Annotated in this window: 17 protein-coding genes and 2 riboswitches; of the genes, 12 read left to right on the forward strand and 5 right to left on the reverse strand. The window is 66.3% G+C overall.

Annotated features, from left to right (window positions below; all coding sequences use genetic code 11):
- Positions 1-49 precede the first annotated feature (49 nt).
- Both IT540_RS01905 and IT540_RS01910 read left to right on the forward strand, forming a co-directional pair.
- Positions 50-1387 carry a trypsin-like peptidase domain-containing protein gene (locus tag IT540_RS01905; protein ID WP_291172470.1) on the forward strand — a complete coding sequence of 446 codons (1338 nt, stop codon included), beginning with the start codon at positions 50-52 and terminating at the stop codon, positions 1385-1387.
- A gap of 83 nt (positions 1388-1470) precedes the next feature.
- On the forward strand, positions 1471-3633 hold the full coding sequence (locus tag IT540_RS01910) for a protein kinase (protein WP_291172473.1): 2163 nt from the start codon (positions 1471-1473) through the stop codon (positions 3631-3633).
- Positions 3634-3678: 45 nt separating this feature from the next.
- On the opposite strand, the gene ispG is transcribed toward IT540_RS01910, so the two are convergent.
- The 4 genes from ispG to IT540_RS01930 all read right to left on the reverse strand — a co-directional run bounded on the left by ispG (position 3679) and on the right by IT540_RS01930 (position 7358).
- Positions 3679-4947 carry a flavodoxin-dependent (E)-4-hydroxy-3-methylbut-2-enyl-diphosphate synthase gene (gene ispG / locus IT540_RS01915; RefSeq protein WP_291172536.1) on the reverse strand — a complete coding sequence of 423 codons (1269 nt, stop codon included), beginning with the start codon at positions 4945-4947 and terminating at the stop codon, positions 3679-3681.
- A 187-nt stretch (positions 4948-5134) separates the two neighbouring features.
- A complete protein-coding gene (locus IT540_RS01920; RefSeq protein ID WP_291172476.1) occupies positions 5135-5938 on the reverse strand; it encodes a metal ABC transporter permease in 804 nt (267 codons plus the stop codon).
- Positions 5935-6840: a zinc ABC transporter ATP-binding protein ZnuC gene (znuC, locus tag IT540_RS01925; RefSeq protein WP_291172479.1), complete on the reverse strand. Its 906-nt coding sequence runs from the start codon at positions 6838-6840 to the stop codon at positions 5935-5937. Before znuC ends, IT540_RS01920 begins: the two co-directional genes overlap by 4 nt.
- 11 nt (positions 6841-6851) lie before the next feature.
- A complete protein-coding gene (locus tag IT540_RS01930; protein ID WP_291172482.1) occupies positions 6852-7358 on the reverse strand; it encodes a Fur family transcriptional regulator in 507 nt (168 codons plus the stop codon).
- Positions 7359-7624: 266 nt separating this feature from the next.
- On the opposite strand from IT540_RS01930, the gene IT540_RS01935 reads away from it, so the two are divergent.
- From IT540_RS01935 to IT540_RS01950, 4 genes are all read left to right on the forward strand, one after another.
- Positions 7625-8788 carry a thiolase family protein gene (locus IT540_RS01935; protein WP_291172485.1) on the forward strand — a complete coding sequence of 388 codons (1164 nt, stop codon included), beginning with the start codon at positions 7625-7627 and terminating at the stop codon, positions 8786-8788.
- Between the two features lie 219 nt (positions 8789-9007).
- Positions 9008-12292, forward strand: a complete 3285-nt coding sequence (locus IT540_RS01940; protein ID WP_291172488.1) for a hypothetical protein — start codon at positions 9008-9010, stop codon at positions 12290-12292.
- Between the two features lie 160 nt (positions 12293-12452).
- Positions 12453-13826 (forward strand): VWA domain-containing protein, encoded by a 1374-nt coding sequence (locus tag IT540_RS01945; RefSeq protein ID WP_291172490.1) that lies wholly within the window; start codon positions 12453-12455, stop codon positions 13824-13826.
- Positions 13827-14046: 220 nt separating this feature from the next.
- Positions 14047-15087 carry a DUF3829 domain-containing protein gene (locus IT540_RS01950; RefSeq protein ID WP_291172493.1) on the forward strand — a complete coding sequence of 347 codons (1041 nt, stop codon included), beginning with the start codon at positions 14047-14049 and terminating at the stop codon, positions 15085-15087.
- Between the two features lie 34 nt (positions 15088-15121).
- Here IT540_RS01950 and IT540_RS01955 read toward each other — a convergent pair whose 3' ends face one another.
- Complete coding sequence (locus tag IT540_RS01955; protein ID WP_291172495.1) at positions 15122-15604, reverse strand: hypothetical protein; 483 nt, start codon at positions 15602-15604, stop codon at positions 15122-15124.
- A gap of 152 nt (positions 15605-15756) precedes the next feature.
- Between IT540_RS01955 and IT540_RS01960 the strand changes: the two genes are divergently transcribed.
- The 6 genes from IT540_RS01960 to IT540_RS01985 all read left to right on the forward strand — a co-directional run bounded on the left by IT540_RS01960 (position 15757) and on the right by IT540_RS01985 (position 21907).
- Positions 15757-16677: a J domain-containing protein gene (locus IT540_RS01960; RefSeq protein ID WP_291172539.1), complete on the forward strand. Its 921-nt coding sequence runs from the start codon at positions 15757-15759 to the stop codon at positions 16675-16677.
- Between the two features lies 1 nt (position 16678).
- On the forward strand, positions 16679-17017 hold the full coding sequence (locus IT540_RS01965; protein WP_291172498.1) for a chaperone modulator CbpM: 339 nt from the start codon (positions 16679-16681) through the stop codon (positions 17015-17017).
- Positions 17018-17194: 177 nt separating this feature from the next.
- A riboswitch (cobalamin riboswitch) is annotated at positions 17195-17415 on the forward strand.
- 219 nt (positions 17416-17634) lie between these two features.
- A complete protein-coding gene (locus tag IT540_RS01970; RefSeq protein ID WP_291172500.1) occupies positions 17635-19638 on the forward strand; it encodes a TonB-dependent receptor in 2004 nt (667 codons plus the stop codon).
- Between the two features lie 101 nt (positions 19639-19739).
- The gene (locus tag IT540_RS01975; RefSeq protein ID WP_291172502.1) at positions 19740-20381 is read left to right on the forward strand and encodes a hypothetical protein; all 642 of its coding nucleotides are present in this window, start codon (positions 19740-19742) and stop codon (positions 20379-20381) included.
- 117 nt (positions 20382-20498) lie between these two features.
- A complete protein-coding gene (locus IT540_RS01980) occupies positions 20499-21302 on the forward strand; it encodes a TonB family protein (RefSeq protein ID WP_291172504.1) in 804 nt (267 codons plus the stop codon).
- Positions 21303-21343: 41 nt separating this feature from the next.
- The gene (locus tag IT540_RS01985; protein WP_291172506.1) at positions 21344-21907 is read left to right on the forward strand and encodes a hypothetical protein; all 564 of its coding nucleotides are present in this window, start codon (positions 21344-21346) and stop codon (positions 21905-21907) included.
- A 209-nt stretch (positions 21908-22116) separates the two neighbouring features.
- A riboswitch (cobalamin riboswitch) is annotated at positions 22117-22339 on the forward strand.
- Positions 22340-22521 lie beyond the last annotated feature (182 nt).

Consider the following 22521-nt stretch of genomic DNA (forward strand, 5'->3'; position numbering starts at 1 on the left):
TTATACTCATCGCGTCTCATCCTCAGTCGACCTCGCCGAGGGATACGCGATGGCTCAGCCGGCCGCATCGAAGCGCTTGGGCGTTCCTGCCGCTGCGGCGCTGGCCCTCGTGTTGCCGGCGCTCGCCGGGACGGCTTCCGCGGGTGAAGCCTTCGATACGGCGGCCATCGAGGCGAGCGTGGTGCGTGTGATCGCTCCGCAGAGCCAGCCGGACACGTACAGCATGGGTACGGGCTGGATCGTGCACGGGCGGCGCATCGTCGTCACCAACAACCATGTGGTCGAGGGCGGGGTCGCCTTCCATCTCGCCACGGTGGTGGACGGCAAGCCGCGGACGATCGAGGCCAAGCTGCTGCGCCGCTCCCCGGACAAGGACCTGGCGGTCCTTGAGGCGGTGAGCGACCTTCCCGGCAAAGCGCTGCCGCTCGCAGGCTACGACGCGAAGGCCATGACGCGGGTCATCGCCGTCGGCTTTCCGGGCACTGCTGATCTCGCGTTCTTCGCCGACCGCAGCACCGGCGAGATGAAAGCCGTGCGCTTCGGGCTCGACGACGAGGACTTCTATCGGCCGACGTGGACCGAGGGCGTGGCCTCGCGCAACCTCAGCTACTTCCGCAGCATCGACGGTCCAGCGCTTCAGCATTCCGCCGCTATCAACCAGGGCAACAGCGGCGGTCCCCTGATCGACAGTTGCGGCCGCGTGCTCGGCGTCAACACCATCCGCGCCGTCGACGGCGACCCGCAGGGCGTGTTCTACGCCATCCATCCGAAGGAGATCGCGCGCTTCCTCGAGATCGCGAGCTTCTCGCCGACGATCGTCGCCAGTGCTTGCACGGTGGCGGGGCCCTCTACGGCCCTCGTGCTGCCGATGTTCGCGGCGAGCCTTCTGATCGCGGCGACGGCGCTGTGGATCGCCTACCGCCGCCAGGTGCCCGCGGTCGTGAAGCCGCTCACGGCGGTCGCGGCGCGCGTGAGCCGCGTCGCTGCCGGCGCGGCGTTCCTTGCTCCTCCCCGCGTCGCGGGTCGCGACGATGCCGGGGGCGGGGCGCCGGCTCTGCCGCAACAGCGGCGTGCCAAGGTCGTCACACTGATGCCGAAGGCGGCGGGGCCTGAGTTCATCATCGACCGCGACAAGCTCGACAAGGGGCAGGCGCTCGTCATCGGCCGCTCGCGCTCGAGCGACGTGGTGCTCTCGCACGAGAGCGTCAGCCGCCGCCATGCGCGCATGTGGGTCGACAAGACGGGCGTGCTTTGGATCGAGGATCTCGGATCGAGCGCCGGCACCTTCGTCGGCTCCGAGCGCATCACCAAGGCCGCCGTTCCGCCGGGCACGCATGTGCGCTTCGGTGCGGTCGGCTACACGCTCGATCTGGGGCGAAACCTATGACACGCGAGGCCTTGGACCGGTGGCGCAGCTAGCCGCCTCATCGCGAGACATTTCCACGCCGGAACCTTCCATCAGGACTTTCCATGGACCACGACGACGACGCGCTTCCCATCGGCACGCTGCTCGCGAACGAATACCGGATCGATTCCATCGTCGGGGCGGGCGGGTTCGGCATCACGTATCGGGCGCGCGACGTGAAGCTCGATATCGACGTCGCCATCAAGGAGTACTTCCCGCGCGATTTCGCGAGCCGTTCCAACACGGTCACAGTGCGGCCGCGCTCGAAGGCCGAGGTCGAGCCGTTCCAGTGGGGGCTTTCGCAGTTCATCGAGGAGGCGCGCCGGCTCGCACGCCTGCAGCATCCCAACATCGTGCGTTGCATGCGCTATTTCGAGAACAACGACACCGGCTATTTCGTGATGACCTTCGAGGAGGGGTGCACGCTCGACAAGTATTTCTCGAGGCCGCCGCAGCAAAGCGAGCTGGATGCGCTTCTGGTGCCGCTGCTCGATGCGCTCGAGGCGCTGCACGCGGCCGGCATCTATCATCGCGACATCTCGCCGGACAACATCCTCGTGCGCGACGACGACACGCCGGTTCTGATCGACTTCGGCGCCAGCCGGCAGTCGATGGCGCGGCGCACGCAGACGGTGGCGGCCATTGTCAAGCCGGGCTACTCGCCGATCGAGCAGTACGATCGCGAGACGCGCCAGCAGGGTGCCTGGTCCGACATCTACGCGCTCGGCGCGACGATCTACAGCGTCATCGCGGGCGGGCCGCCGCCGGATGCGCTCTCGCGTGTGCGCAGCGATTCCTATGTCTCGGCGCGGGAGGCGGCGCGCGGCGCCTATCGCGGCGAGTTCCTCGACGCCATCGACTGGGCGCTCGAGACGGATCCCGACCAGCGGCCCGTCACTGTCCGCGAGTGGCGGCGCAAGCTGTTGCCGAACCCGAGCCGGGCACGCGATGCGACGGCGATGACCAAGTTCTCGCCGGCGACGGACGGAGCCAGGGCACTGGCGACGCGTTTTCTCGGCAAGGGTGCGCGAGGGAAGGACGCGGCCAAGGGCGCGGGCGGGCTGCGGTGGCCCGACTACGTTCTGCGCGGTGCGGCGCTCGTCATGCTCGCGGTGTTCCTCGCGCGCATGTTCGGGGGTAGCGGCGAGCAGAGAACGGAAGCCGCACCCGAGCCGGTGCTGGTCGGTGACGCCGAGGAGCGGCGGCTGCTCGCCTCCGACAGCAACGCGGAAGCGGTCTGGAAGCGTGCCGAGCTGGTGCTGCGCCGGCTCGGCTACCTGCGCGGCACGGGGACGGCCATGCTCTCCGAGATCCGCACCGGCCTCAAAGGCTATCAGCATGCCATCGGCCAGGCGGAGACGGGCCTGCTCAACCCGCAGACTTTGAACCGCCTGCTCGAGGAGAGCGTCGAGCTCGACCCCTATCTCGTTCCCGGTGCCGCCGTGCATGGACGCTGGTTCCTCGCGAAGAACCAGGACGAATGCCGCATCACGACGGGTGCCACACGCGTCGAGGGCCGCACCGTTCTGACGCAGCGCCCGTTCATGGAGTTCGGCCGCAAGCGCAGCCAATCGGATGAGACCTTCAACGTCGCGCTTGTCGATGCGTCGCTGTTCGATGTGGCGAGCCCGCTGAGCTTCAGCGCCGGCACGGCGCATCAGATCCTCAAGTATGACGGCACGGACGTCGTCATGGGAGACAACTCGGAGGGCAATCCGACGCGCGAGGTGACGCGCACGCTGCGCTTCCACCGGGGCGAGGTGGTCGTGTCCGGCACCTCAGCTTACGGCGGCACGCTCAAGCTCGCCTTCCCGACCGACGGCTTCGAGGACGCCTTCCGCGCCATGGCGGCAGAGTGCGGCGAGGGCATCGTGTACTGGATCGACGATTGGGGCGCGGTGGCCAAGGATTCCGGCGCCACCGTTTGGCACGCCGTGGGATATGGCAGCCAGGCGGACGCCCAGCAGGCGGCCATGGCCAGCTGCGCCGCAAAATCGCAGAGCGGCGGCTGCGAGAGCTACGCGAGCTTCAGGGACCAGTGCTGGGTGCTGTCGGCCGGCGAGCGCAGCAAGGACGACTGGGCGTCGGGTTGGGGCGCGGACTATCCGCTCGACGCGGCCAAGAAGCTGTCGCTCGAAGCCTGCGCCGACGACGGCGGCAAGAACTGCGAGTTCATCACCCACATCTGCGCCGACGGCTCGAACGAGTGGCATGCGTCGAGCGACTAGAGTCTGGGCTTGCGTGTTGTCGGTGCGTCGAAGCGCTCTTGGCGGTCAGCCGCTTGCGCCGGCGGTCTCGCGCTTGGTGCCGACGCCGAAGCGGCGCTCGATGTAATCCTCGACGATGGCCTTGAACTCGGCGGCGATGTTGGGGCCGCGCAGCGTCATCGCCTTCTTGCCGTCGATGAAGACGGGCGCGGCCGGGCTCTCGCCGGTGCCGGGCAGCGAGATGCCGATGTCGGCGTGTTTCGATTCGCCCGGTCCGTTGACGATGCATCCCATGACCGCGAAGCTCAGCGTCTCGACGCCGGGGTAGCGCGTCTTCCACTCCGGCATGCGGTCGCGGATCATGGCCTCCACATCGCGCGCCAGCTCCTGGAAGACGGTGGAGGTCGTGCGGCCGCAGCCGGGGCAGGCGGCCACCACCGGCACGAACGAGCGGAAGCCCTTGGTCTGCAGGATCTCCTGGCCGACCTTCACCTCCAGCGTGCGGTCGCCGCCGGGCTCGGGGGTCAGCGAGATGCGGATAGTGTCGCCGATGCCTTCCTGCAGCAGGATGCCGAGGGCGGCCGTCGAGGCGACGATGCCCTTGGAGCCCATGCCGGCTTCCGTCAGGCCGAGGTGCAGCGCGTAGCGGCAGCGCGCGGCCAGCATGCGGTAGACGGCGACCAGATCCTGCACCGAGGAGACCTTGGCCGAGAGAATGATGCTGTCGGCGCCCATGCCGAGGCTCTCCGCCTGCTCGGCGGAAATTAGCGCCGACTGCACGATGGCCTCGTGCATGACCTGGCGCGCGTCCTTGGGCCGGGGGAGCGCAGCGTTCTCGTCCATGAGGCGCGTCAGCAACTCCTGGTCGAGCGAGCCCCAGTTGACGCCGATGCGCACCGGCTTGCCGTGGCGACGCGCGATCTCGATGATGTCGGCGAACTGGCGGTCCTTCTTGTCCTTAAAGCCGACGTTGCCGGGGTTGATGCGGTACTTGGCGAGGGCCTCGGCGCAGGCGGGGTTCTCGGCCAGCAGCTTGTGGCCGATGTAGTGGAAATCGCCGACGAGGGGCACGTGAACGCCGCGCTTGGCGAGTTGGTCGCGGATGTGTGGCACGGCCTTGGCGGCCTCGTCGCGGTCGACGGTGAGGCGGACCAGCTCGCTGCCGGTGCGGGCCAGCGCCGCGACCTGGGTCACGGTGGCGGCGATGTCGGCGGTGTCGGTGTTGGTCATCGACTGCACGACGACCGGGGCGCTGCCGCCCACGACGACGCCGGCCACGTCCACCGGCACCGACCAGCGGCGCGGGGCGATCGTCTGTTCGGGGGCGTCGGTCATCGGGTCATCCAGGGCCATGCACTTCATGTAGCCGAGGTTGGTGACATCTGCCAGCGGGTGAAGCGGAAGTGGCGATGCACCCGCCAATCTGTCATCCCGGCCGAGCGGCGGAGCCACGAGAGCCCGGATGACAGGTCGTGGGAGGCGTCCACTGCCCCCCTTGAGGAGGAGAGGGGCCTCGTGCTCCCTACGCCCGCCGCGTCAGGGCGGCGGAGCCGACGGAAAGGGCGGCGATCACGGCCATGAACAGCACGATCGAGGGGCCGCCCGGCACGTCGAAGTTGAGCGAGAGGGTGATGCCGAGGAGGACGCTCAGGGCGGCGATGGCGGCAGCCAGCACCGCCATGCGCTCGGGCGTGGCCGAGAACGGCCGCGCGGCGACGGCCGGCACGATCAGGAAGGCGATGACGAGCAGAGCGCCGACGATCTTGATGGCAATGGCGATGGTCAGCGACAGCAGCACGATGAAGACCGCCTTGACCACGTCGCGGTCGACGCCCTCGGCCGAGGCCAGCTCCTCATGCACGGCGAGGCGCAGCATCGGCTGCCAGAGCCATGCCAGCACGGCGAGCACCAGCGCGCCGCCGCCGTAGACCCAATAGAGGTCGGTCGTCGTCACAGCGAAGATGTCGCCGAACAGGTAGCTCATGAGGTCCACCGCCGGGCCTCTGAGGCTCAAGGTCAGGATGACGCCGAGGGCGAGTGCACCGTGATGCATGAGGCCGAGGATGGCATCCAGCGGCACGATCTTCTGGCGCGAGAGCAGGATCAGGATGCCGGCGACGACGAGCGTGACGAGGATCACGGGCGCGGTGATGTCGATGCCGAGGGCGAGGCCGAGCGCGATGCCGATCAGGCTCGCCTGGGAGACGGTCTCGCCGAAGTAGGCCATGCGGTTCCAGATGACGAGCGACCCGAGTGGCGCGGCCACGACGGCGAGCGCGAGCGCGGCGGCAAACGCGCGGAGGAGAAACGGCTCGAGCTCAATCACTGTTCGCCTCCGGGCGGGGCGTTGCCGGACGGCGCGGGGGCCGGCTCGCCCGCGAGATCGTGGCGATGGTCGTGGTGGTGCTGGTAGACGGCGAAGTTGCGCGCCTGCTCGGGGCCGAAGAGTCGCATGTACTCCGGATGCTGGGCGACGGTCTCCGGCACGCCCGAGCAGCAGACGTGGCGGTTGAGGCAGATCACCCGGTCGCTCTGGGCCATGACGACATGGAGATCGTGCGAGATCAGGAGCACGCCGAGGCCGCGCGTGTCGCGCAGGCGGCCAATGAGTGCGTAGAGCTCTGCCTCGCCCACATAGTCGACGCCGCGCACGGGCTCGTCGAGCACGAGCAACTGGGGATCGTTCAGGAGCGCGCGGGCAAGCACGACGCGCTGCAGCTCGCCGCCCGAAAGCTCGCTCATCTGCTGGTTGACGACGCGTGCGGCGCCGACCTCCTCGAGCACGCTCGCGATGCGGTGCTTGCGGGCGCCGTCTCCGAGGGCGAGGAAGCGCGCGACCGTCATGGGGAGCGTGCGGTCGATCTCGAAGCGCTGCGGCACGTAGCCGATGCGAAGGCCGGGGCGTCGCCGCACGGAGCCTGAGTCCGGGCGCTCGAGGCCCAGGAGCGCGCGGACGAGCGTGGTCTTGCCCGCGCCGTTTGGTCCGATGAGCGTCAGGATCTCGCGGGCGTGGATGTCGAGATCGATGTCGGAGAGAATGGTGCGGCCCGAGCGGACGATCTTGAGACCGCGTGCGCCGATCAGCGCGGTGGGGTCGAACGGACGCGTGCCGGCACCGCCATGGTCCGCGCAGCAGTCCCCGGCATGGTCGTGAGCGTGGCTGTGCCCATGCGCTGCCGCCGGTGCGGCGCCGACCGGCCCCGCGGCCTCTCCGGGACGCTCAGTCATGCAGAATTCGCCTAATCCTTCGCTTCCGCCGCGCAGCGCGGGCAGAGACCCTGAACCTCGACGAACTGAACACGGGGGACGAACTTCGCGCTATTCGCCGCCTCGCCGATCAGGTCGAAGATATGCTGGCCGTCCACCTCGCCCACGGCGCCGCATTTCTCGCAGGAGAGAAACAAGGGGCGGCGGCCGGTGCGGTGATCCATCCGGCGGCAGGCGAAGAACGCGTTCTTGCTCTCGAGCCGGTGGATGACGCCGGCTTCCAGCAGGGCGTCGATGGCGCGGTAGATCGAGATCGGCGCGACGCGCGTGCCCTTGTCGGCCAGGCGGGCCAGGATCTCGTAGGCGCCGATGGAGGCGTAGGTGGAGGCGATCTCCTCGTAGACCATCTGGCGCAGCTTGGTGAAGCGCAGGTTCTTGGCTGCGAACTCTTCGCTCGCGCGCTCCACGGCTTTCGCAAGGCGCTTTCCGTTGTTCTTGTCCGGCGGCGGAAAGGCGGTCCGGTGTGCGACGTCCGTCATTGCGTGCCCGTTCGTTGCGGCATTTCGCAACAGGATATCAGGACGATTCCTGCTGCCTAGAGGAATCGCACGGGAAGGAATTCCCACCGGCTGAATTGATCGTGAACAGACGTGTAAAGCGCGTGAGATTCCTGCCCTTCTACGTGTATAGGAATAGTATTGTTTCAACCCGCTTTTTGCCATGTTTCTGTAGTTACTGGCAGGGTATCGGGCGGCGTGGATATTGGGGCAAGCGCGCCTTGTGATGCGGACCCTCTCTTTCGTCTATGACTGTTGCCTCCTCCTATATCATCGCCGCCCGACGGTCGGCCCTTGGTCGAATCGGTGGTTTGCACCGGAATCGCCGCATCGCAGATCTTTCGGCGCCCGTCGTGCTGGCGGCACTGGCGGATGCCGGTCTCGCCCCGGCCGAGGTCGATGAGCTGATCGTCGGCAATGCGTCGGAGGGCGGGAACCCGGCGCGGCTGATCTCGCTCGCGGCAGGGCTCCCGGAGACGGTCGCTGCCCATTCCATCGACCGGCAGTGCGCCTCCGGGCTCGATGCCATCATCGCGGCAGCGCGGCTGGTGCAGGCCGGTGAGGCCGAGGTGGTGGTGGCGGGCGGCGCGGAGTCGCTCTCGACGGCGCCCTGGCGCGTCGCCAAGCCCAAGAGCCTCTATCAGCTTCCCCATTTCCTGCGCGTCGAGCCCGCGAGCCCGGACCTCGCGGACGAGCCTGCGCCCTGCGAAGCCTCGGAGCTCTTGCCGCGGCGGCTCGGGATCAGCCGCGCACGCCAGGACGTGGTGGCGATGCAGTCGTATGTCCGGGCCGAGGCGGCGCGCGCCTCGCGCCGCTTCGTCGGCGAGATCGTGCCGCTCCGGGGCAACGCCGAAGAGGCGCGCGACCAGAGCGCGGTGGAGCCTGCGCTCGACGACCTCGAGGAGATGGTGCCGTTCGCGCCGCCCGACGGCACGCTGACGCCCGGCAATACGAGCAGCCTTCACGACGGGGCCGCGTTCGTCGTGGTGGTGAGCGAGGCGGTCTGGCAGGCGCGCGGCAAGCCTCCGGCGCTGCGTCTCGTGTCGACCGCCGCGCTCGGCGTGCCACCCGGCAACGATGGCGAGGCGCCGATCGCGGCCATGCGCAAGCTCTACGATCGCCTCAACGGGTTCCGGCGCGAGGACATCGGCGTGTTCGAGATCAGCGAAAGCTCGGCGGCGCAGGAGATCGCGCTGGCGGAGGAGCTTGGCGTCGATCCGGGAAAGATCAATCCGCACGGTGGCGCGATCGCGCGGGGGCATCCCTTGGGCGCGGCCGGGGCCGTGCTCGTGGTGCGCCTGTTCTCGAGTCTGGTGCGCGGGAAGGAGGCGCCGCCCGGACGCTACGGCGTGGCGACGCTCGGTGCCATCGGCGGACTCGGCCTTGCGGCGCTGTTCGAGGCCGTGCGTTAACCAGGCACGCGGACATGCCTCATGATTAAGCATACGCGACGGATCGGCGTGACGGCATCCGTTCTCCGTGCGCGATGTCGTGCACGACGACATTAATTCGCCGTCATGTGCCTGGACCGCCGCATTCCCGCCGCGAAGACGCCAGGGAATAGCAGCAAGTGTGCATAAGGGCGATGTGCGCCCGCGCTCGTCTGATCGAGCGTCAGAGGGATTGAAGCCATGGGCTGGGACGTCAAGGCTGCCGCGGACGGAGTCGTCCAATCACTTCCGTCACTTCCGAATCTCACGCAGGACCTATCGGCACCTCAGGCGGCCAACTGGATCATCACGGGCCTTCTCGTGTTCGCGGTCGCGGCGGTGCTGGTGCGCGTGCTGCCGCGGATCTGGGGCGAGATCGAAAAGGCGCTGTTCACCAACTGGCGCCTGGCGCTGATCGGCAGCGCGGCGATCCTGCTCTCGCTCGCCGGCGGCTGGACCACCTGGGACGGCATGCGGAACTTCACGGGCGAATCCGTGCTCTCGGCCATGTTCACCTTTGGCATCCACGGCATCATGCTGATCGTGGCGTGGCTGATCGGCGAGAGCTTCGCCACCGGCATGAACCAGGTGCGGGGAAAGCACGGGCGCCGCGTCAGCGCGCCGATGGTGGCGCTGTCGGTGCTCGGCGGCGGCTTCCTGCTCATGGCGCTCGTGATCGCCATCATCCACGTCGGGGTGTCGAACGATCAGCTCCTGTTCGGCCTCGTGGGCGCGGGCGTCCTGCTGCTCGCGGTGGCCGGTATCATGATGTTCTCGTCGAGCGACGTGCTTCAGCCCTACACCCAGGGCCTGCGCATCATGGCCAAGAACGCCATGCTGTGGGTCATGTTCCTGGCCTGTATGGCGACCAGCGTGTTTTTCTCGTTCGACAGCCGCTTCAACGTCATCTTCCCCAAGGACCAGCGCGAGCGCGCGGCCGAGATCCGCACCAAGAACCAGGTCGCGGGCGTGGTGGCGGACATCGGCGAGACCATCTCCAGCCGGCGTATCTCGGAGGCCGAGCGCCTGTTCCAGAGCGAGGGCTGGCACGCCTACGAGGCCGAGCTCGGCAAGCTCTCCAGGGCCTCGGAGGGCGCGGAGCGCGAGATCGAGGCGCATTTCACGCGCCAGATGGAGGCGCACCGCTCATCGATTGCCGAGCAGCAGGAGCGCGTCGCTACTGCCACCAGCGGGCAGGCGGGGCTGGTCGGCAAGAAGAACGTGCTGACGGACGAGCTGTCGCGGCTCAAGGCCGAGCGGCCGGGCCTTGCGGGCGATCTCGCCGGCAAGAAAAGCGAGCTCGACAACCGCGCGCGCGAGGTCGATGCCAAGCGCGTGGAGGCGATGGCCGAGGACAAGGGAGTCGAAGGCACGCTCAAGGCCGGCAAGGGGCCGGTCTATCGCGAGCGCATGGGCGAGCTCGGCCGGCTGCGCGACTACTACAAGATCGGCGAGGAGCGCGTGAAGGACGCGCAGAAACGCCTCGATGTGGTCGATACGCGCATCGCAGAGATCGAGCGGGAGCTGGCGGGCGTCGACGGCGAGCTGGCCAAGCTCAAAGGCGAGGCGGTGACCGCCGAGCAGCGCATCCAGGCCGCGGAATCCTCGCAGCTCGGCCAGGAGGGGCAAAAGGTCGATCCGGCGCGCGTCAGGGCCTCGTTCGAGAAGGCGCGTGCGGAGTTCCGCCAGGACCCCTCGACGGAGCGGCTCGGCTCGCTGCATCAGCACTGCGTGCAGCTCTATGATGCCATGATCAGCACGGAGGCGACCAAGGAGCGGGTGCGCGACATCGACTGCGATCCCAAGCAGGCGGTCGAGGCGGCGGCGGCCGTGTTCGCGCTCAACACCGGGCTCAAGGCCTTCGAAGCTCACTGCGCGGGCGGCGACAAGATTCCGACGACGGGCGGCGTCGATCCGCTGCTGACGTTCGGGCGCACCTGCCTGCGCGATTCCGGCCTGCCGAGCACGGATGCGAATGCGCTCGGCGAGCGTCTTTCCTTCGTCGATCTCAATCGCGACGACAAGGCCCACAACTTCGTCGTCACGCTCAACGCGTTCCAGGACGGCAACCGGCTTGCGTATCTCGCGCTCGCCATCGCCATCGGCATCGACAGCCTGATCTTCATGACCGGTCTGTTCGGCGCCAACGCCGTGCGATCGCCGCTCTCCGACGTGCCGAGCAGCAAGGCGCGCAACTCGCAAGAGCTCAACGCCATGATCGAGACAGCGCTGCTGCCGGATACGTTCCGCAAGGCGCGGCTCGTATCGCAGGCCATGCATCCGATCGAGATCGTGGACGGCTACTCGAATGAGGTGAGACTCGACGAACTCGATCCCGAGACGGCCGTGCAGGTGCGCGACGTGCTCAACGCCGGCGCGATCATTGGTGCGGTGCGCCGCGGCGGCGAGCCGGGACACTATCTCGTGCGCTCGGAGCTGCTCGAATTCCTCAACAGCGTCATCAAGCGCGAGCTCGAGCGCGACCGCGACAAGGCCGAGACCGGAATGCTGCTCGACCAGATGGAGGACCAGCTCGTCGTCGCGCTGCTGCCCGAGGTCGGCGCCAACGCCGAGGTCGTGCTCGGCGAGCTGGTGCCGATGGACGACGATCGCGGCTTCACGTCCCAGGTGTTCCTGGACGACGTCCCCGACGACGTGCGGCCGGTCATGCTCAACGTGCTCAACACGGGCGCGACGTTCGCGCGCGTGCAGCGGATCAAGAACTCCGAGAGATATTACGTCCACAAGGATCTCTACAAGACGCTGGCGCGCATCCGGGCGCGGGAGGTCGGCCGCGGCGGGCGCTCGCGCCTCGCACAGATCTCCGCGCCGCGGCGCGGAGATGCGCGGCAGGGCGGATCGCTCACGCCGCAGCAGCGTGCGATCGCGGACCATACGCGGCAGGGGTCCCGCGACGACGACGGCGAGCAAGAGCAGCCGAGCTATCTGGGCGCGCTCGTCGAGTCGCTCGGCGTCGCGCCCGAGTCGTTCACGTCGCTCTCGGGATCCGCCTACGAGGCCGCTCGTCTTGCGGGCGACGCCATGGTGACGCTGCGGCAGAGCCACAGGGCGCTCGACCAGGAGCTTTCCGGCCGCGATCAGCAGGAGCATGCCCGCCTCGAGCGCGTGTTCGCGCATCTCGATGGCGGCCTCGCACCCGAGGATGGCCTGCGCCGCCAGCAACTCGTCAACGCGTGGGAAGAGGTGGAGCAAAGCTGGAACGTGCTCATGCTGCTTCCGAACGGCCCCTATGAAAGTGCGCTTGTCGATCTTATCGAGCAGCTCGAGCCCGACAGCGGAGCCGGCATGCTGAAAGGCGACGATCAGGTTCTGCTCGCCGTCGCGCGGCGCGTCCATCAGAGCCTGGTCTCGAACGCGCGCCGCACGGACAGGGACTGGATCACGCTCGAGAAGCAGCTTCAGCTTGTGCTTCGGACGCCGGCGCAGCAGGTCGCGGAAGGTGATGCCAAGCGCACGCTGAACTGACGGAGAACGTGTTACGTGAAAGCCCGCGTGGCGGCTTGGCCGCACGCGGGCTTTTCTTTTTTTCGCCATGACGCCAGCGCCGTTCGGTCACCGCTTTCGCATTATTCCGCCTGGGGACGAAATTATTCTGCGCATTCATTTTTATTTCGAGGAGATTCCCATGTCGCCTGTGCGCGTCCTTTCCTCATTGTTTGCGCTGGCCGCGGTCTGCGGCGCATTCCTTACCCCAGCCTCTCAGGCCCGTGCCGCCGAGCTCCAGCTCGGCGCGGAGCTCGGCCATTCCGCTATCGCCCGCAAGAGCGGCGAGCGTATCTATCTCCGTTTGTCGCTCAAGACGCTCGCGGCATCGGCCGCGCGCGATCGTCCGCCGATCAATGTCGCGCTCGTCATCGACCGATCCGGCTCCATGAGCGGGGAGCGGCTGGCCGCGGCCAAGAAGGGCGCGCACGTGGCGCTCGAAAGGCTCGGCAGAGAGGATATCGTCTCGCTCGTCTCCTACAACCACGAGGTGGATGTGCTCGCGGAAGCCGGCCGGCTTGGTGCGCAGCGTGACGCGCTCGATCGTGCGATCGACAAGCTCGTCGCATCCGGAACGACGGCGCTCTATGCCGGCGTCAAGGAAGGTGGCGAGCAGGTGAAGGCGCATCTGTCGGATCGCAAGGTCAACCGCGTGGTGCTGCTCTCCGACGGACTCGCCAACGTAGGCCCCAGCTCGCCGTCCGAGCTCGCGGATCTCGGGCGCGCGCTCGCGGGCAAGGGCATCACGGTCTCCACGATCGGCCTCGGGCTCGACTACAACGAGGATCTCATGCAGCGGCTCGCGGCCGCGAGCGACGGCAACCACGTGTTCGTGGAGCGGCCGAGCGACCTGCCCGAGATCTTCGACCGGGAGTTCGGCGATGCGCTCTCCGTGGCCGCGCGCGACATCATCATCCAGATCGAGTGCAAGTCGGGCTTCACGCCGAAGCGCGTGCTCGGCCGGGAGGCCGAGATCTTGGGCGGGCGCGTGACGCTGAAGCTCAACCAGCTTCCGGCCGATACCGAGCGCTACGTGGTGGTGGAGCTTGAGGTGCCGGCGTCGGGTCTCGGGGCTAGCGAGGGCGATGTGGCGAGCGTCGACGTGGAATATCTCAACCTCGACAGCGGCGCGCGGGCGACCTCCAAGGCAGCCGTCAAGGCGCGCTTCACGGATGATGCAAAGGAGGCGGAGGCGAGCGTGAACAAAGGCGTGATGAGCCAGGTGACGGAGCAGGTTGCGACCGAGAACAGCGAGAAGGCGGTCGAGTTGCGTGATGCGGGCGACATCTCGGCTGCGCGCAAGGTGCTTGAGGACAACGCGGCCTATCTCAACCGGCAGAAGAGCGCGCTTGGCGCCGGCGCCATGGCCGCGCCGTCGGCTTCGATCTCGGCGCTGGACAAGCTCGAGACGCGCAGCCGCGAGGCGGCGCAAAACCTCGAGGGCGAGAGCTGGGGCCGCGAGCGCAAGGCGCTGCGCTATGATCAGCACAAGCGCAAGGTGCAGCAGTCGTACTAGGGCCAGTGATTGGCGAATGCGGCAAGGCGGAGCGTCTCACGCTCCGCCTTTTTTTTGCGCGAGGAACGATGGCGTACCCTGTTCCGCAGGTAACAGCAGTATACTGCGATTTGCAGACATCCTCGGTCTCAGCGGAGCGATGCGCTCGCTGCTAACCCCACGTGCAGACTGCATTTTCAGGCGAGGTTCAGGCATGCGTGCATCACGGATTGACCAGGTTATGCGCGGCCTCGCAGGGCTCCTCATCCTCGTCGCCGGATCAGTGGGCGCGCTCGCGCCTCTGATGCCTGTGCAGAGCGCGTCAGCTCAGGACGTTCAGGCGGCGCTCCAAAAGGCCAACACTTACATCGAAGTCGCCAAAATGACCGAGCGCGCCGTCGAGTCCTGGGAGCGCTATGGGAGCTGGGTCAACATGAAGACCGGGCCGACCGGAAAGGAGCGGTATATTTCCTACGGCATGTACGATCTTAACGATCTGGACGGCCTTCTGAAGGAAGCACGCGCGGCAGCCGGCACGGAGCCCAGTGTTGCGAAGCTCGATGCGGCCATGACGCGCTACATCGATGCCTACGAGGCTTTAGCTCCGGTCATCAACCAAGCGAGCGCCTACTACGAGCGCAACGGGTATGAGACCGACAAGGCAGCGGAGGGCCAGGCGCTACACAAGCAGATGGTTCCGCTTGCTACCGCGTTCCTTGCCGAGCGCGACGCGATGATGCCGGAACTGCGCGCCTTCGTTCGTGACGTCGAAGGACAAGAGATTGCGTCGGTCGAGAAGCGCGAGGGCCGCTCGGCGACCTGGCAGGTCGGGCAGGTCATGCACGCGGCCAACCGTGTCGTCGACCTGTTTCCGCGGGACCGGCCTCAGCCGATCGACAGCGACACACTGGACGAGATGATCGACTCGCTTGGGCCCAATACGCCGGGCGAGACGTTCGACCAGATCATTGCCGGGGTCGTGCCGCCGAAAAATGCCGTCATCGACGTGAAGCGGTTCGGCGAAGAGCTCGATAAATACGCCGGGGCGGTCGACGTGCTCGATCGCTTCGCCGGGGAGAAGCCCGAAGGGTTCGAGGAGTTCAAGACGGCGTCGCACCGGATGCTGGACTTGCTGCGCGAATTTCAGGGGCCATTGACCCAGAGCCAGGGCCGCGAATTCGATGGCGGCGGTCAAATGGTTGGCCAGACCGTCGAGGTTTATTTCTCGATGCTGACTGCGAGCAGCCCGATTTCGGGCAGCCAACTGCGGTTCCTGCCCTAGGGCACGCGCGTCGTGTCGATGGTCCGGAGGTCGTTCAGCTTAGACGGCCGACGGCTCCGATGTCGTAGTCGGTCACGAGAAAGCGTACCCGGCTGCCCGACACTTCGATCGGTACCACCCCGATGGAGAGGTCCACCCGGCCTGTCGATCCGCCGATCAGAGCTCCGATCACGGGGCCGATGCGGCTAGTCATGAACTTGCCGAGGAAGAAGCTGCTGCTTTGCTGGTCGACCGCACCCAGCCCGACCGACCAGGGGGCGCCGAACTCGGTCTGGGTGTGCTCCAGATAGACGGACACGTTGCGCAAGCCAGCCTCGACCGGGCGCAGGGTCTCGGCCAAATCCCTATTCTCTATGCGGCGCGGATCGATGCTTCCGCTCAGTTTCAGCATCGGGACCGACTCGTTCGTCGTGCCGATCTGCCAGAGCCTCGCGACCCAACCCGAGAGCTGGGGGCGGAGAACGGAGATCTCCTTGTTGCCCGGAGGCGCACTTCCCGTGTAGGCGGCCGTGGTCATCGAACTCCTCTCTGTGTTGCTGCCATCGCTTTGGATCCCGAGACCTCACAGCATGCCACATTGTAGGCGTTGATCGAAATGTGCGCGCTGGCTTAGTCTACGCCTGCGCGTGCCGTGATCCTGCGGCCCGCTCCAACGAGAACATGAGACGCATGGCCGATCCCTACGAGGTGTTGGGCGTCGAACGCGACGCCAGCCAGGACGACATACGCAAGGCGTACCGCAAGGCCGCGAAGGAGACGCATCCCGATCTCAATCCCGGCAAGCCCGAAGCCGAGGAACGATTCAAGAAGATCAATGCCGCCTACGATATCATCGGCGATGCCGACAAGCGCAAGCGCTATGATGCCGGCGAGATCGACGAGACGGGCGCCGAGCGCCAGCCGGAGCGGCACTTCTATCGCGAGTATGCCGAGGCTGATCCCACCATGCGCTACGGTCGGCGTGGCCAGAGCGGCGGCGACGGTCAGGCAGACTTCGACTACGACATCTTTGCCGATCTCTTTCGAGGGCGCGGAGAAAGGGGCGGCTTCCGCATGCCGCCCCAGGACGTGCGCTATGCGCTGGAAGTCGACTTCCTCGACGCGGTCAAGGGTGCGCGCAAAGTCGTGTCGATGCCCGACGGCAAAACGCTCGACATCGCGATCCCGCCGGGGATCAGCGAGGGCCAGGTGCTGCGTCTCAAGGGGCAGGGATTGCCGGGCTCGGACGGAAAGCCGGGCGACGCCTATGTCGAGATCTCGGTCAGGCCGCATGCAATCTTCAAGCGCGAGGGGCTGGATATCCTGAGCACGCTCCCGGTCTCGCTCGGCGAGGCGCTGAACGGTGCGAGCGTCCGCGCCGAAACGGTGGACGGGCCGGTCGACCTCACGGTGCCGAAGGGCGTCAAGGAGGGGGCGAAACTGAGGTTGCGCGGCAAGGGTGTGCCGCGCGGCAAAGACGGCGGACGCGGCGATCAACTGGTCACGATTCATATCGTGCCCCCGCAGGGCGCCGACGACGCCCTGGCTCAGTTCATGGCCGAATGGGAAAAAGCTCACCCGCAGAACCCGCGCGGAAGGGACGCAGCGTGACATGATCCGAGAAGGCGAGCTCATCGCGCAGTTCACGTGCCTCGAGCAGCACGTCCTGGTGGCATGGATCGATGAGGGCGTGATCGAACCCCACCGCGACGCTGCGGGCTATCTGTTCGATCGTATCGATCAGGCGCGCGTGGCGCTGGCGTGCGACCTGCACTATCGCATGGGGCTCGACCACGCGAGCCTGCCCGTCATCCTGTCGCTGATCGATCAACTGCATGATGCCCGCAACCATCTCAGGGCGCTGACTCGCGGAGTATCGGAGCAACCCGATGCCGTGCAGCGCGAGATCACCCGCTGGATCACGGGTGTCCGCGAGGCCGAGAACGAGTAGAAACGATCTCGTTCAGGTCCTTGAAATCCGAGACGCTTTCGACCGGAGCGATCGCCCGTATCCGGTCGCTCCGCCGCGGTCGCGGTCCGCTCCGGCCGATGTGGCAGTTTTGTATCTCGCGGCTGAGGCGCCATGACGCGCACGCAGGAATTGCATTGACAGGCGAGAAATCCTGCGGCGCATTAGGGGCGTGACGGTGATGCCACACGCGCAAGCGGGTGGCGACCAAGAGGGAACACGGTGAGGCGGCAACGCCTAATCCGTGGCTGCGCCCGCAACTGTTAGCGGCGAGTCCTCTCCTACATTGCCACTGGCGCTCCGCATTGGAGATCCGGGAAGGCTGGAGAGTGACGTTTGAGCCGTGAGCCAGGAGACCTGCCGGCACGAGTCGCCCATCCTCCGTGCGGTGCGCGCGGTTGGAACGGTTACCCGTAGTGGCGGCTGATGTGCAACCGATTGGGAGCAACGTCAGGCATGGCCGGGGTCAATCACGCCGTCTAATCCACATTGCGGAAGGGTAACGCCGGCAGCGCGTCTTCGCGGGTGCGGGCGGTGATGCCGCTTTTTTGATGTGAGTGTCTGGGTCGCTTCCGTCGATCAATCGCGACGGGGGTCAAATGTCTTTCTCCAAGCCTTTTGCGTTCAGGCTCGTACTCGGAGCCTGCACGAGCACGATTGCAATCGCCTCGTTATGGGCAGGCAACGCATCGGCCCAGAGCGCCGGTGTCACCACGCTCGAGGGTATCGTCATCGAAGGCGACAGCCGCGGAACCGACGTGGACGCGGAAAAGGTCGGCACAGCCGTCACCGTCATCACCGGTGAGGAGCTGCAGCAGCGTGGCATCACCTATGTGAGCGAGGCGCTTCGCTCCGTGCCGGGTGTCTCCATCAGCCGGAGCGGGCCGTTCGGCGGGTTGACGCAAGCCCGTATCCGCGGCGCCGAGGGCAACCACACCCTGGTCATCATCGATGGCATCGAGGTGAGCGATCCGGGCCAGGGCGAGTTCGACCTTTCCACGCTGGTTACGGAGAATATCGAGCGGATCGAGGTTCTGCGCGGTGCGCAGAGCGCGCTTTGGGGCTCGAATGCCACCGCCGGCGTCATCAACATCATCACGAAGAAGGCGGAGCCCGGCGCGCGCGTCGGTATCAAGGCGGAAGGCGGCAGCTTCGGAACCAAGCTCCTCTCCGGATACGCTTCCGCCGCGAACACCTGGGCACGCGGTATCGTGAGCGCATCCGGGCTCGACACGGACGGCTACAGCTCGTCGCCGTACGGCGACGAGGACGACGAGTACGATAACCGTACCATCTCGTTCAAAGGCGATGCTGATGTGCTGCCGTTCCTGAACATCGACGGCGTGGTTCGCAAGACGCGTACCCGTGCGCAGTTCGATCCCCAGGATTTCAGCGACAGCGGCCCTCCCTTTTTCACCCCCGGACCCAATTACGGCCTTGTCGTCGATGGGGACCGATCAAGCGCGGTCGACCAGCTCTTTGCCGCCACGCGGGCCACTCTGAGCACGTTCGACGGACACTGGAAGCATTCGGTGTTCTTCAACAGGACGGACTACGAGACTGAGGGCTTTGCCGATCAGGTTCGAAACTCCGGCAACAAGGGTACACGCGACAGCTTCGGATACCAGACCACGGTTCAGTTCAACACGCCGTCGATCGCCAACGCGAAGCACACGATCGTCGGGTTGATCGAGGAGGAGACCGAGACGTTCCGCAACACGGGTCCGTTCGATACTCCTGCGCAACGCGACAAGAAGGAGCGCACGCTCCAGGGCCACGTGGCGGAATATCGGCTCGAGCTGTTCGACAGCCTCTTTCTGACGGGCGCTTACAGGTTCGACAAGAACGACGCCTTCGACGATGCCGAAACCTACCGCTTCACCGCCGCCTATCTGCTGGCTCAGACGGGCACGCGCTTTCATGGAAGCTACGGCAAGGGCGTGACGAACCCGACGTTCGTCGAGCAGTTCGGCTTCTTTCCCGATCAGTTCATCGGGAACCCGAACCTCGTTCCCGAGGAATCGATCTCCTGGGATGTCGGTATCGAGCAGAGCTTCTTCAACAAGGCGCTCCTGGTCGACGTGACCTACTTCCGGGCCAAACTCAAGAATGAGATCGACACGATTTTCCCTGCGCCGTCATTTCTCGCAACACCGATCAATTTGGAGGACGAAAGCACGCGGGAGGGCATCGAGATCACGGTTACCGCGCGTCCCACGGACAACCTGGATATCGTCGCGACATACACGCACCTCGATGCCTATCAGACCCGTGGTGCTCTGACCGCCCGAGAGATCCGCAGGCCGGAGCATCAGGCGAGCCTCAATGCGACCTACAGGTTCTCGGAGCGGGCTCGGACGACGGTGAGCGCGGTCTACAACGGCGAGGCCTACGACAGCAGCTTCGTTCCGTCGGTTCCGTCTCCGGTTCTTCTCGATGGCTACACCTTGGTGACGGTGGTCGGAGAGTACGATCTTTCGGATCAGCTCACGGCGTTCGCGCGCGTCGAGAACGTTCTGAACGAGGATTATCAGGAGGTCTTCGGCTATGAGACCGCGGAAATCGCGGCCTATGCCGGAGTCCGCATGCGGTTCGGCGATTAAGAGCCCTGGCGGAGGCTCGCCTCCGCCAGTTCGAAAGTGGATAGGGGGCCCTGCCCGGAGTCATTTCTGCGGCTGGGCCCTCTTCGCCCCATGGAGCTCCTATGACGACACCAGCGATCGAGAATCTGTCGGCGGCGGATGAAAGCCAATCCAACGCTCCGCGCGAGCCGACGCAGATCCTGCGGAACGGCGACGGCTCGCCAAGCCGAGAGGTTTGGGAGCTGCCGCTCGACGAGGCATTCCTGCACGCTTTTCTGTGCGATGTTTTCGAGACGCACTGGCGGGGTCTCTGCTTCGGACCGCTGATCCAAGGCGCGGCCTACGAGATGCGCTGTCCGGGTCCGCCGACCAAGATCTCGCTGCTCGACGGCTATCTGACGGTGATGTTCGAGCACGGCGGCCACTTCCACCTCTGCATCGGCGAAAACAAAGGCTCGGAGCGCTTTCCCGTCAGCCCTGAGCTGCGCGCCCACAGGCGTCCCTCGAAGGCACAGATCTTCCGCGGCTTCGGTGCCGACGCCAAGCCCGTAACCTGGGGCTTCGAGATGTGGAACGGCAAGGGTGAGCCGATGATCTCGATCTTCTTTCCCAACCCCTTCATCAACGAGGACGACAGCCTGGCCGACGAGCCCGATTGGACCCGTCTCAAGACGTGGCGCGCGGTCGCAAAGAGGTGGCTCGGCCGTGATCCGGAAGTGCTCGATTGCGAGGGGCGGGGATTTCGAGCCGGCAAGGTGCACTGAGGCGGTATCCGACCGATGATACCCGGTGGGCATGACATATCGTCTGGTGGCGGCCGAGCGGGGCGCACGATCGCGACGTGTGCGAGCGGGGTCGCGTCGCTGCTGCTTCACGGCGCTGTGCTTGCGGCGGTCGTGTTCTGGGTCGAGCGTTCGCCCGGCGCCATCACGCCTCCGACCGAGGCTGCCAGCGTCGAGCTGCTGCAATCCGAAGTCCTGGAGGCGGTGACGGCGCAATCCGTCGAGGCCGCCGCTTCGCCGGCGTCGGTTCAATCTGTCCTCGGCGACACGGTGGAGCAGGCTGCCGCCAGCGCGCCCGCCACAGAGCAACTCAAGCCCGTGGATCCCACCGAGCAAGTCGACGCGACAGACGTTGCTGCCGTGGAGACCGAGCAGCCGACGCCAAAGGGGCTCGACAGTCTCGAGGGGGCGCTCGAGACCGAGGAGCAGGCCGGCACGGAGAAGGCGGCGTCTGACGCGCCTCCCAACAAGGCCAAGGAGCTTCGCGAGCCCTCCCGACGGGAGCGGCCGGTCAAGACCGCGAAGCTTCACGATCCTTCCGAGCCGCGCAAGACGGAGAGCCGTTCGAAACAGAAGGGCGGTGCCGCCTCCCGAGCGACACAAGGTTCGGCCGCCTCGGCAGGACGTGTTTCCGCAAGCCGGGGTTCGGCAATCAACTACGCGGCCATCGTGCGCGCCCGCGTTGCGTCGAGAAAGCCTCCCGCCGGCGGACAGCGCGGAACCGTCGTGGTCTCTTTCGGGGTCTCGAAATCCGGCGGCCTCGCTTATGCAAGCATTGCCCGTTCGTCAGGTAATCCCGGCCTCGATGGGCGGGTTCTGTCAGCGGTCCGGGGCGCGGGTCCTTTTCCGCCGCCGCCACCCGGTGCGGGCTTGCGGTTCGCCATTCCGTTCTATTTCCGGTGACAACAGCCCGCACGACGCGGGCCAACTGAGAGGAGAAGACGATGACGGTAGATGCTCGGAGCGAGGCGGGAGTCGGATCTTCCGCGGTCAATTCCACGCTGTGGATCGCGCTCATCGCGGGCCTCAGCGTCGGCGGCAGCTACGTTTACGCCTGTGCCGCGCCGCTTGCCGCCATTGCGGCGCTGGCTGCGCTCAAGATGGACCGCGGAACGGGCTTTGTGCTCGTCATCACTGCGTGGCTCGCGAACCAGCTCGTCGGCTATCTGATCCTGGACTATCCGCAGACGCTTAACTCGTTCGCGTGGGGCGGCGCCATCGGCCTTGCGGCCGTTGCGGGTTTCCTCGCGGCTCGGAGCTTCACGGAAGGGCGAGCGAACGGCCTATTCATTCTGGTCGCGGCGCTGTTCGTTTCTTTCGTGTTCTATGAGACCGCCCTCTATGCCGCCGGCTTCGTCTTGGGTTCCTCGGAAGAGGCATTCTCGACCGCGGTGGTCGGCCGCATTCTTGCGATCAACGCGGTGTCGTTTGCCGGTCTGCTTGTGCTGCACCGGGCCGCGATCGCCCTGCGGTGGCTGCGGCCGAGCGCTGCTCCCGCACACGCCTAGAACTCCGAAGCGCCTCGTCGGTGTCACCCGGCTTCTCAGCGCGATCTCCGTGCCGAGCGGACCCGCCGCGGCTCTGCCGCCAGGCGGGTCGCCTCGTCCTTACATATGGCTCGTGCAAGGGCTGACATTGGAGACGGGCGAGCAGCGAGCTCGTCTGTTGCATATTGATCGCAAACTATGCGCGCGATCCCTGCCTGCCGCTTTGTCCATTGACAAGGGTCATGGGCATTGGCGCAAAATGCTCGCGTAACGGACTATGGGAACGCGGTGAGACGTCGATCCGTCAATGCCGCGGCTGCGCCCGCAACTGTATGCAGCAAGCTTCTCCCCCTCAATGTGCCACTGGCTGCCATGGTTTGGTTGCCGGGAAGGCCGGCGAGAGAGGCGCTCGAGCTGCAAGCCAGGAGACCTGACGTTACGTGTCGCCCATCCTTCGTGCGGGCCGCGCGATGGAACGGACTCCCGTAGTGGCGACTGATGTGCAACCGAAGGGAAGCTACGTCAGGCATGTCGTTCTACGGTGTCACTTTCTGAAATACAGGCGCGGGATGCCGCCCCTCGTCAGCGCACGCTGTGAGAGGAGCGCGCTTTTCCCATACCCACCGTTCCAATGT

Origin of the sequence: Hyphomicrobium sp. (genome assembly GCF_020852195.1) — a bacterium.
Taxonomy (GTDB): Bacteria; Pseudomonadota; Alphaproteobacteria; order Rhizobiales; family Hyphomicrobiaceae; genus Hyphomicrobium_C.

Excerpts from the sequence above, each read along its gene's own strand:
- IT540_RS01905 (WP_291172470.1), top strand. The coding sequence starts at position 50 with ATGGCTCAGCCGGCCGCATCGAAGCGCTTGGGCGTTCCTGCCGCTGCG.
- IT540_RS01910 (WP_291172473.1), top strand. The coding sequence starts at position 1,471 with ATGGACCACGACGACGACGCGCTTCCCATCGGCACGCTGCTCGCGAAC.
- ispG (WP_291172536.1), bottom strand. The coding sequence starts at position 4,947 with ATGACCGACGCCCCCGAACAGACGATCGCCCCGCGCCGCTGGTCGGTG.
- znuC (WP_291172479.1), bottom strand. The coding sequence starts at position 6,840 with ATGACTGAGCGTCCCGGAGAGGCCGCGGGGCCGGTCGGCGCCGCACCG.
- IT540_RS01930 (WP_291172482.1), bottom strand. The coding sequence starts at position 7,358 with ATGACGGACGTCGCACACCGGACCGCCTTTCCGCCGCCGGACAAGAAC.
- IT540_RS01935 (WP_291172485.1), top strand. The coding sequence starts at position 7,625 with ATGACTGTTGCCTCCTCCTATATCATCGCCGCCCGACGGTCGGCCCTT.
- IT540_RS01940 (WP_291172488.1), top strand. The coding sequence starts at position 9,008 with ATGGGCTGGGACGTCAAGGCTGCCGCGGACGGAGTCGTCCAATCACTT.
- IT540_RS01945 (WP_291172490.1), top strand. The coding sequence starts at position 12,453 with ATGTCGCCTGTGCGCGTCCTTTCCTCATTGTTTGCGCTGGCCGCGGTC.
- IT540_RS01950 (WP_291172493.1), top strand. The coding sequence starts at position 14,047 with ATGCGCGGCCTCGCAGGGCTCCTCATCCTCGTCGCCGGATCAGTGGGC.
- IT540_RS01955 (WP_291172495.1), bottom strand. The coding sequence starts at position 15,604 with ATGACCACGGCCGCCTACACGGGAAGTGCGCCTCCGGGCAACAAGGAG.
- IT540_RS01960 (WP_291172539.1), top strand. The coding sequence starts at position 15,757 with ATGGCCGATCCCTACGAGGTGTTGGGCGTCGAACGCGACGCCAGCCAG.
- IT540_RS01965 (WP_291172498.1), top strand. The coding sequence starts at position 16,679 with ATGATCCGAGAAGGCGAGCTCATCGCGCAGTTCACGTGCCTCGAGCAG.
- IT540_RS01970 (WP_291172500.1), top strand. The coding sequence starts at position 17,635 with ATGTCTTTCTCCAAGCCTTTTGCGTTCAGGCTCGTACTCGGAGCCTGC.
- IT540_RS01975 (WP_291172502.1), top strand. The coding sequence starts at position 19,740 with ATGACGACACCAGCGATCGAGAATCTGTCGGCGGCGGATGAAAGCCAA.
- IT540_RS01985 (WP_291172506.1), top strand. The coding sequence starts at position 21,344 with ATGACGGTAGATGCTCGGAGCGAGGCGGGAGTCGGATCTTCCGCGGTC.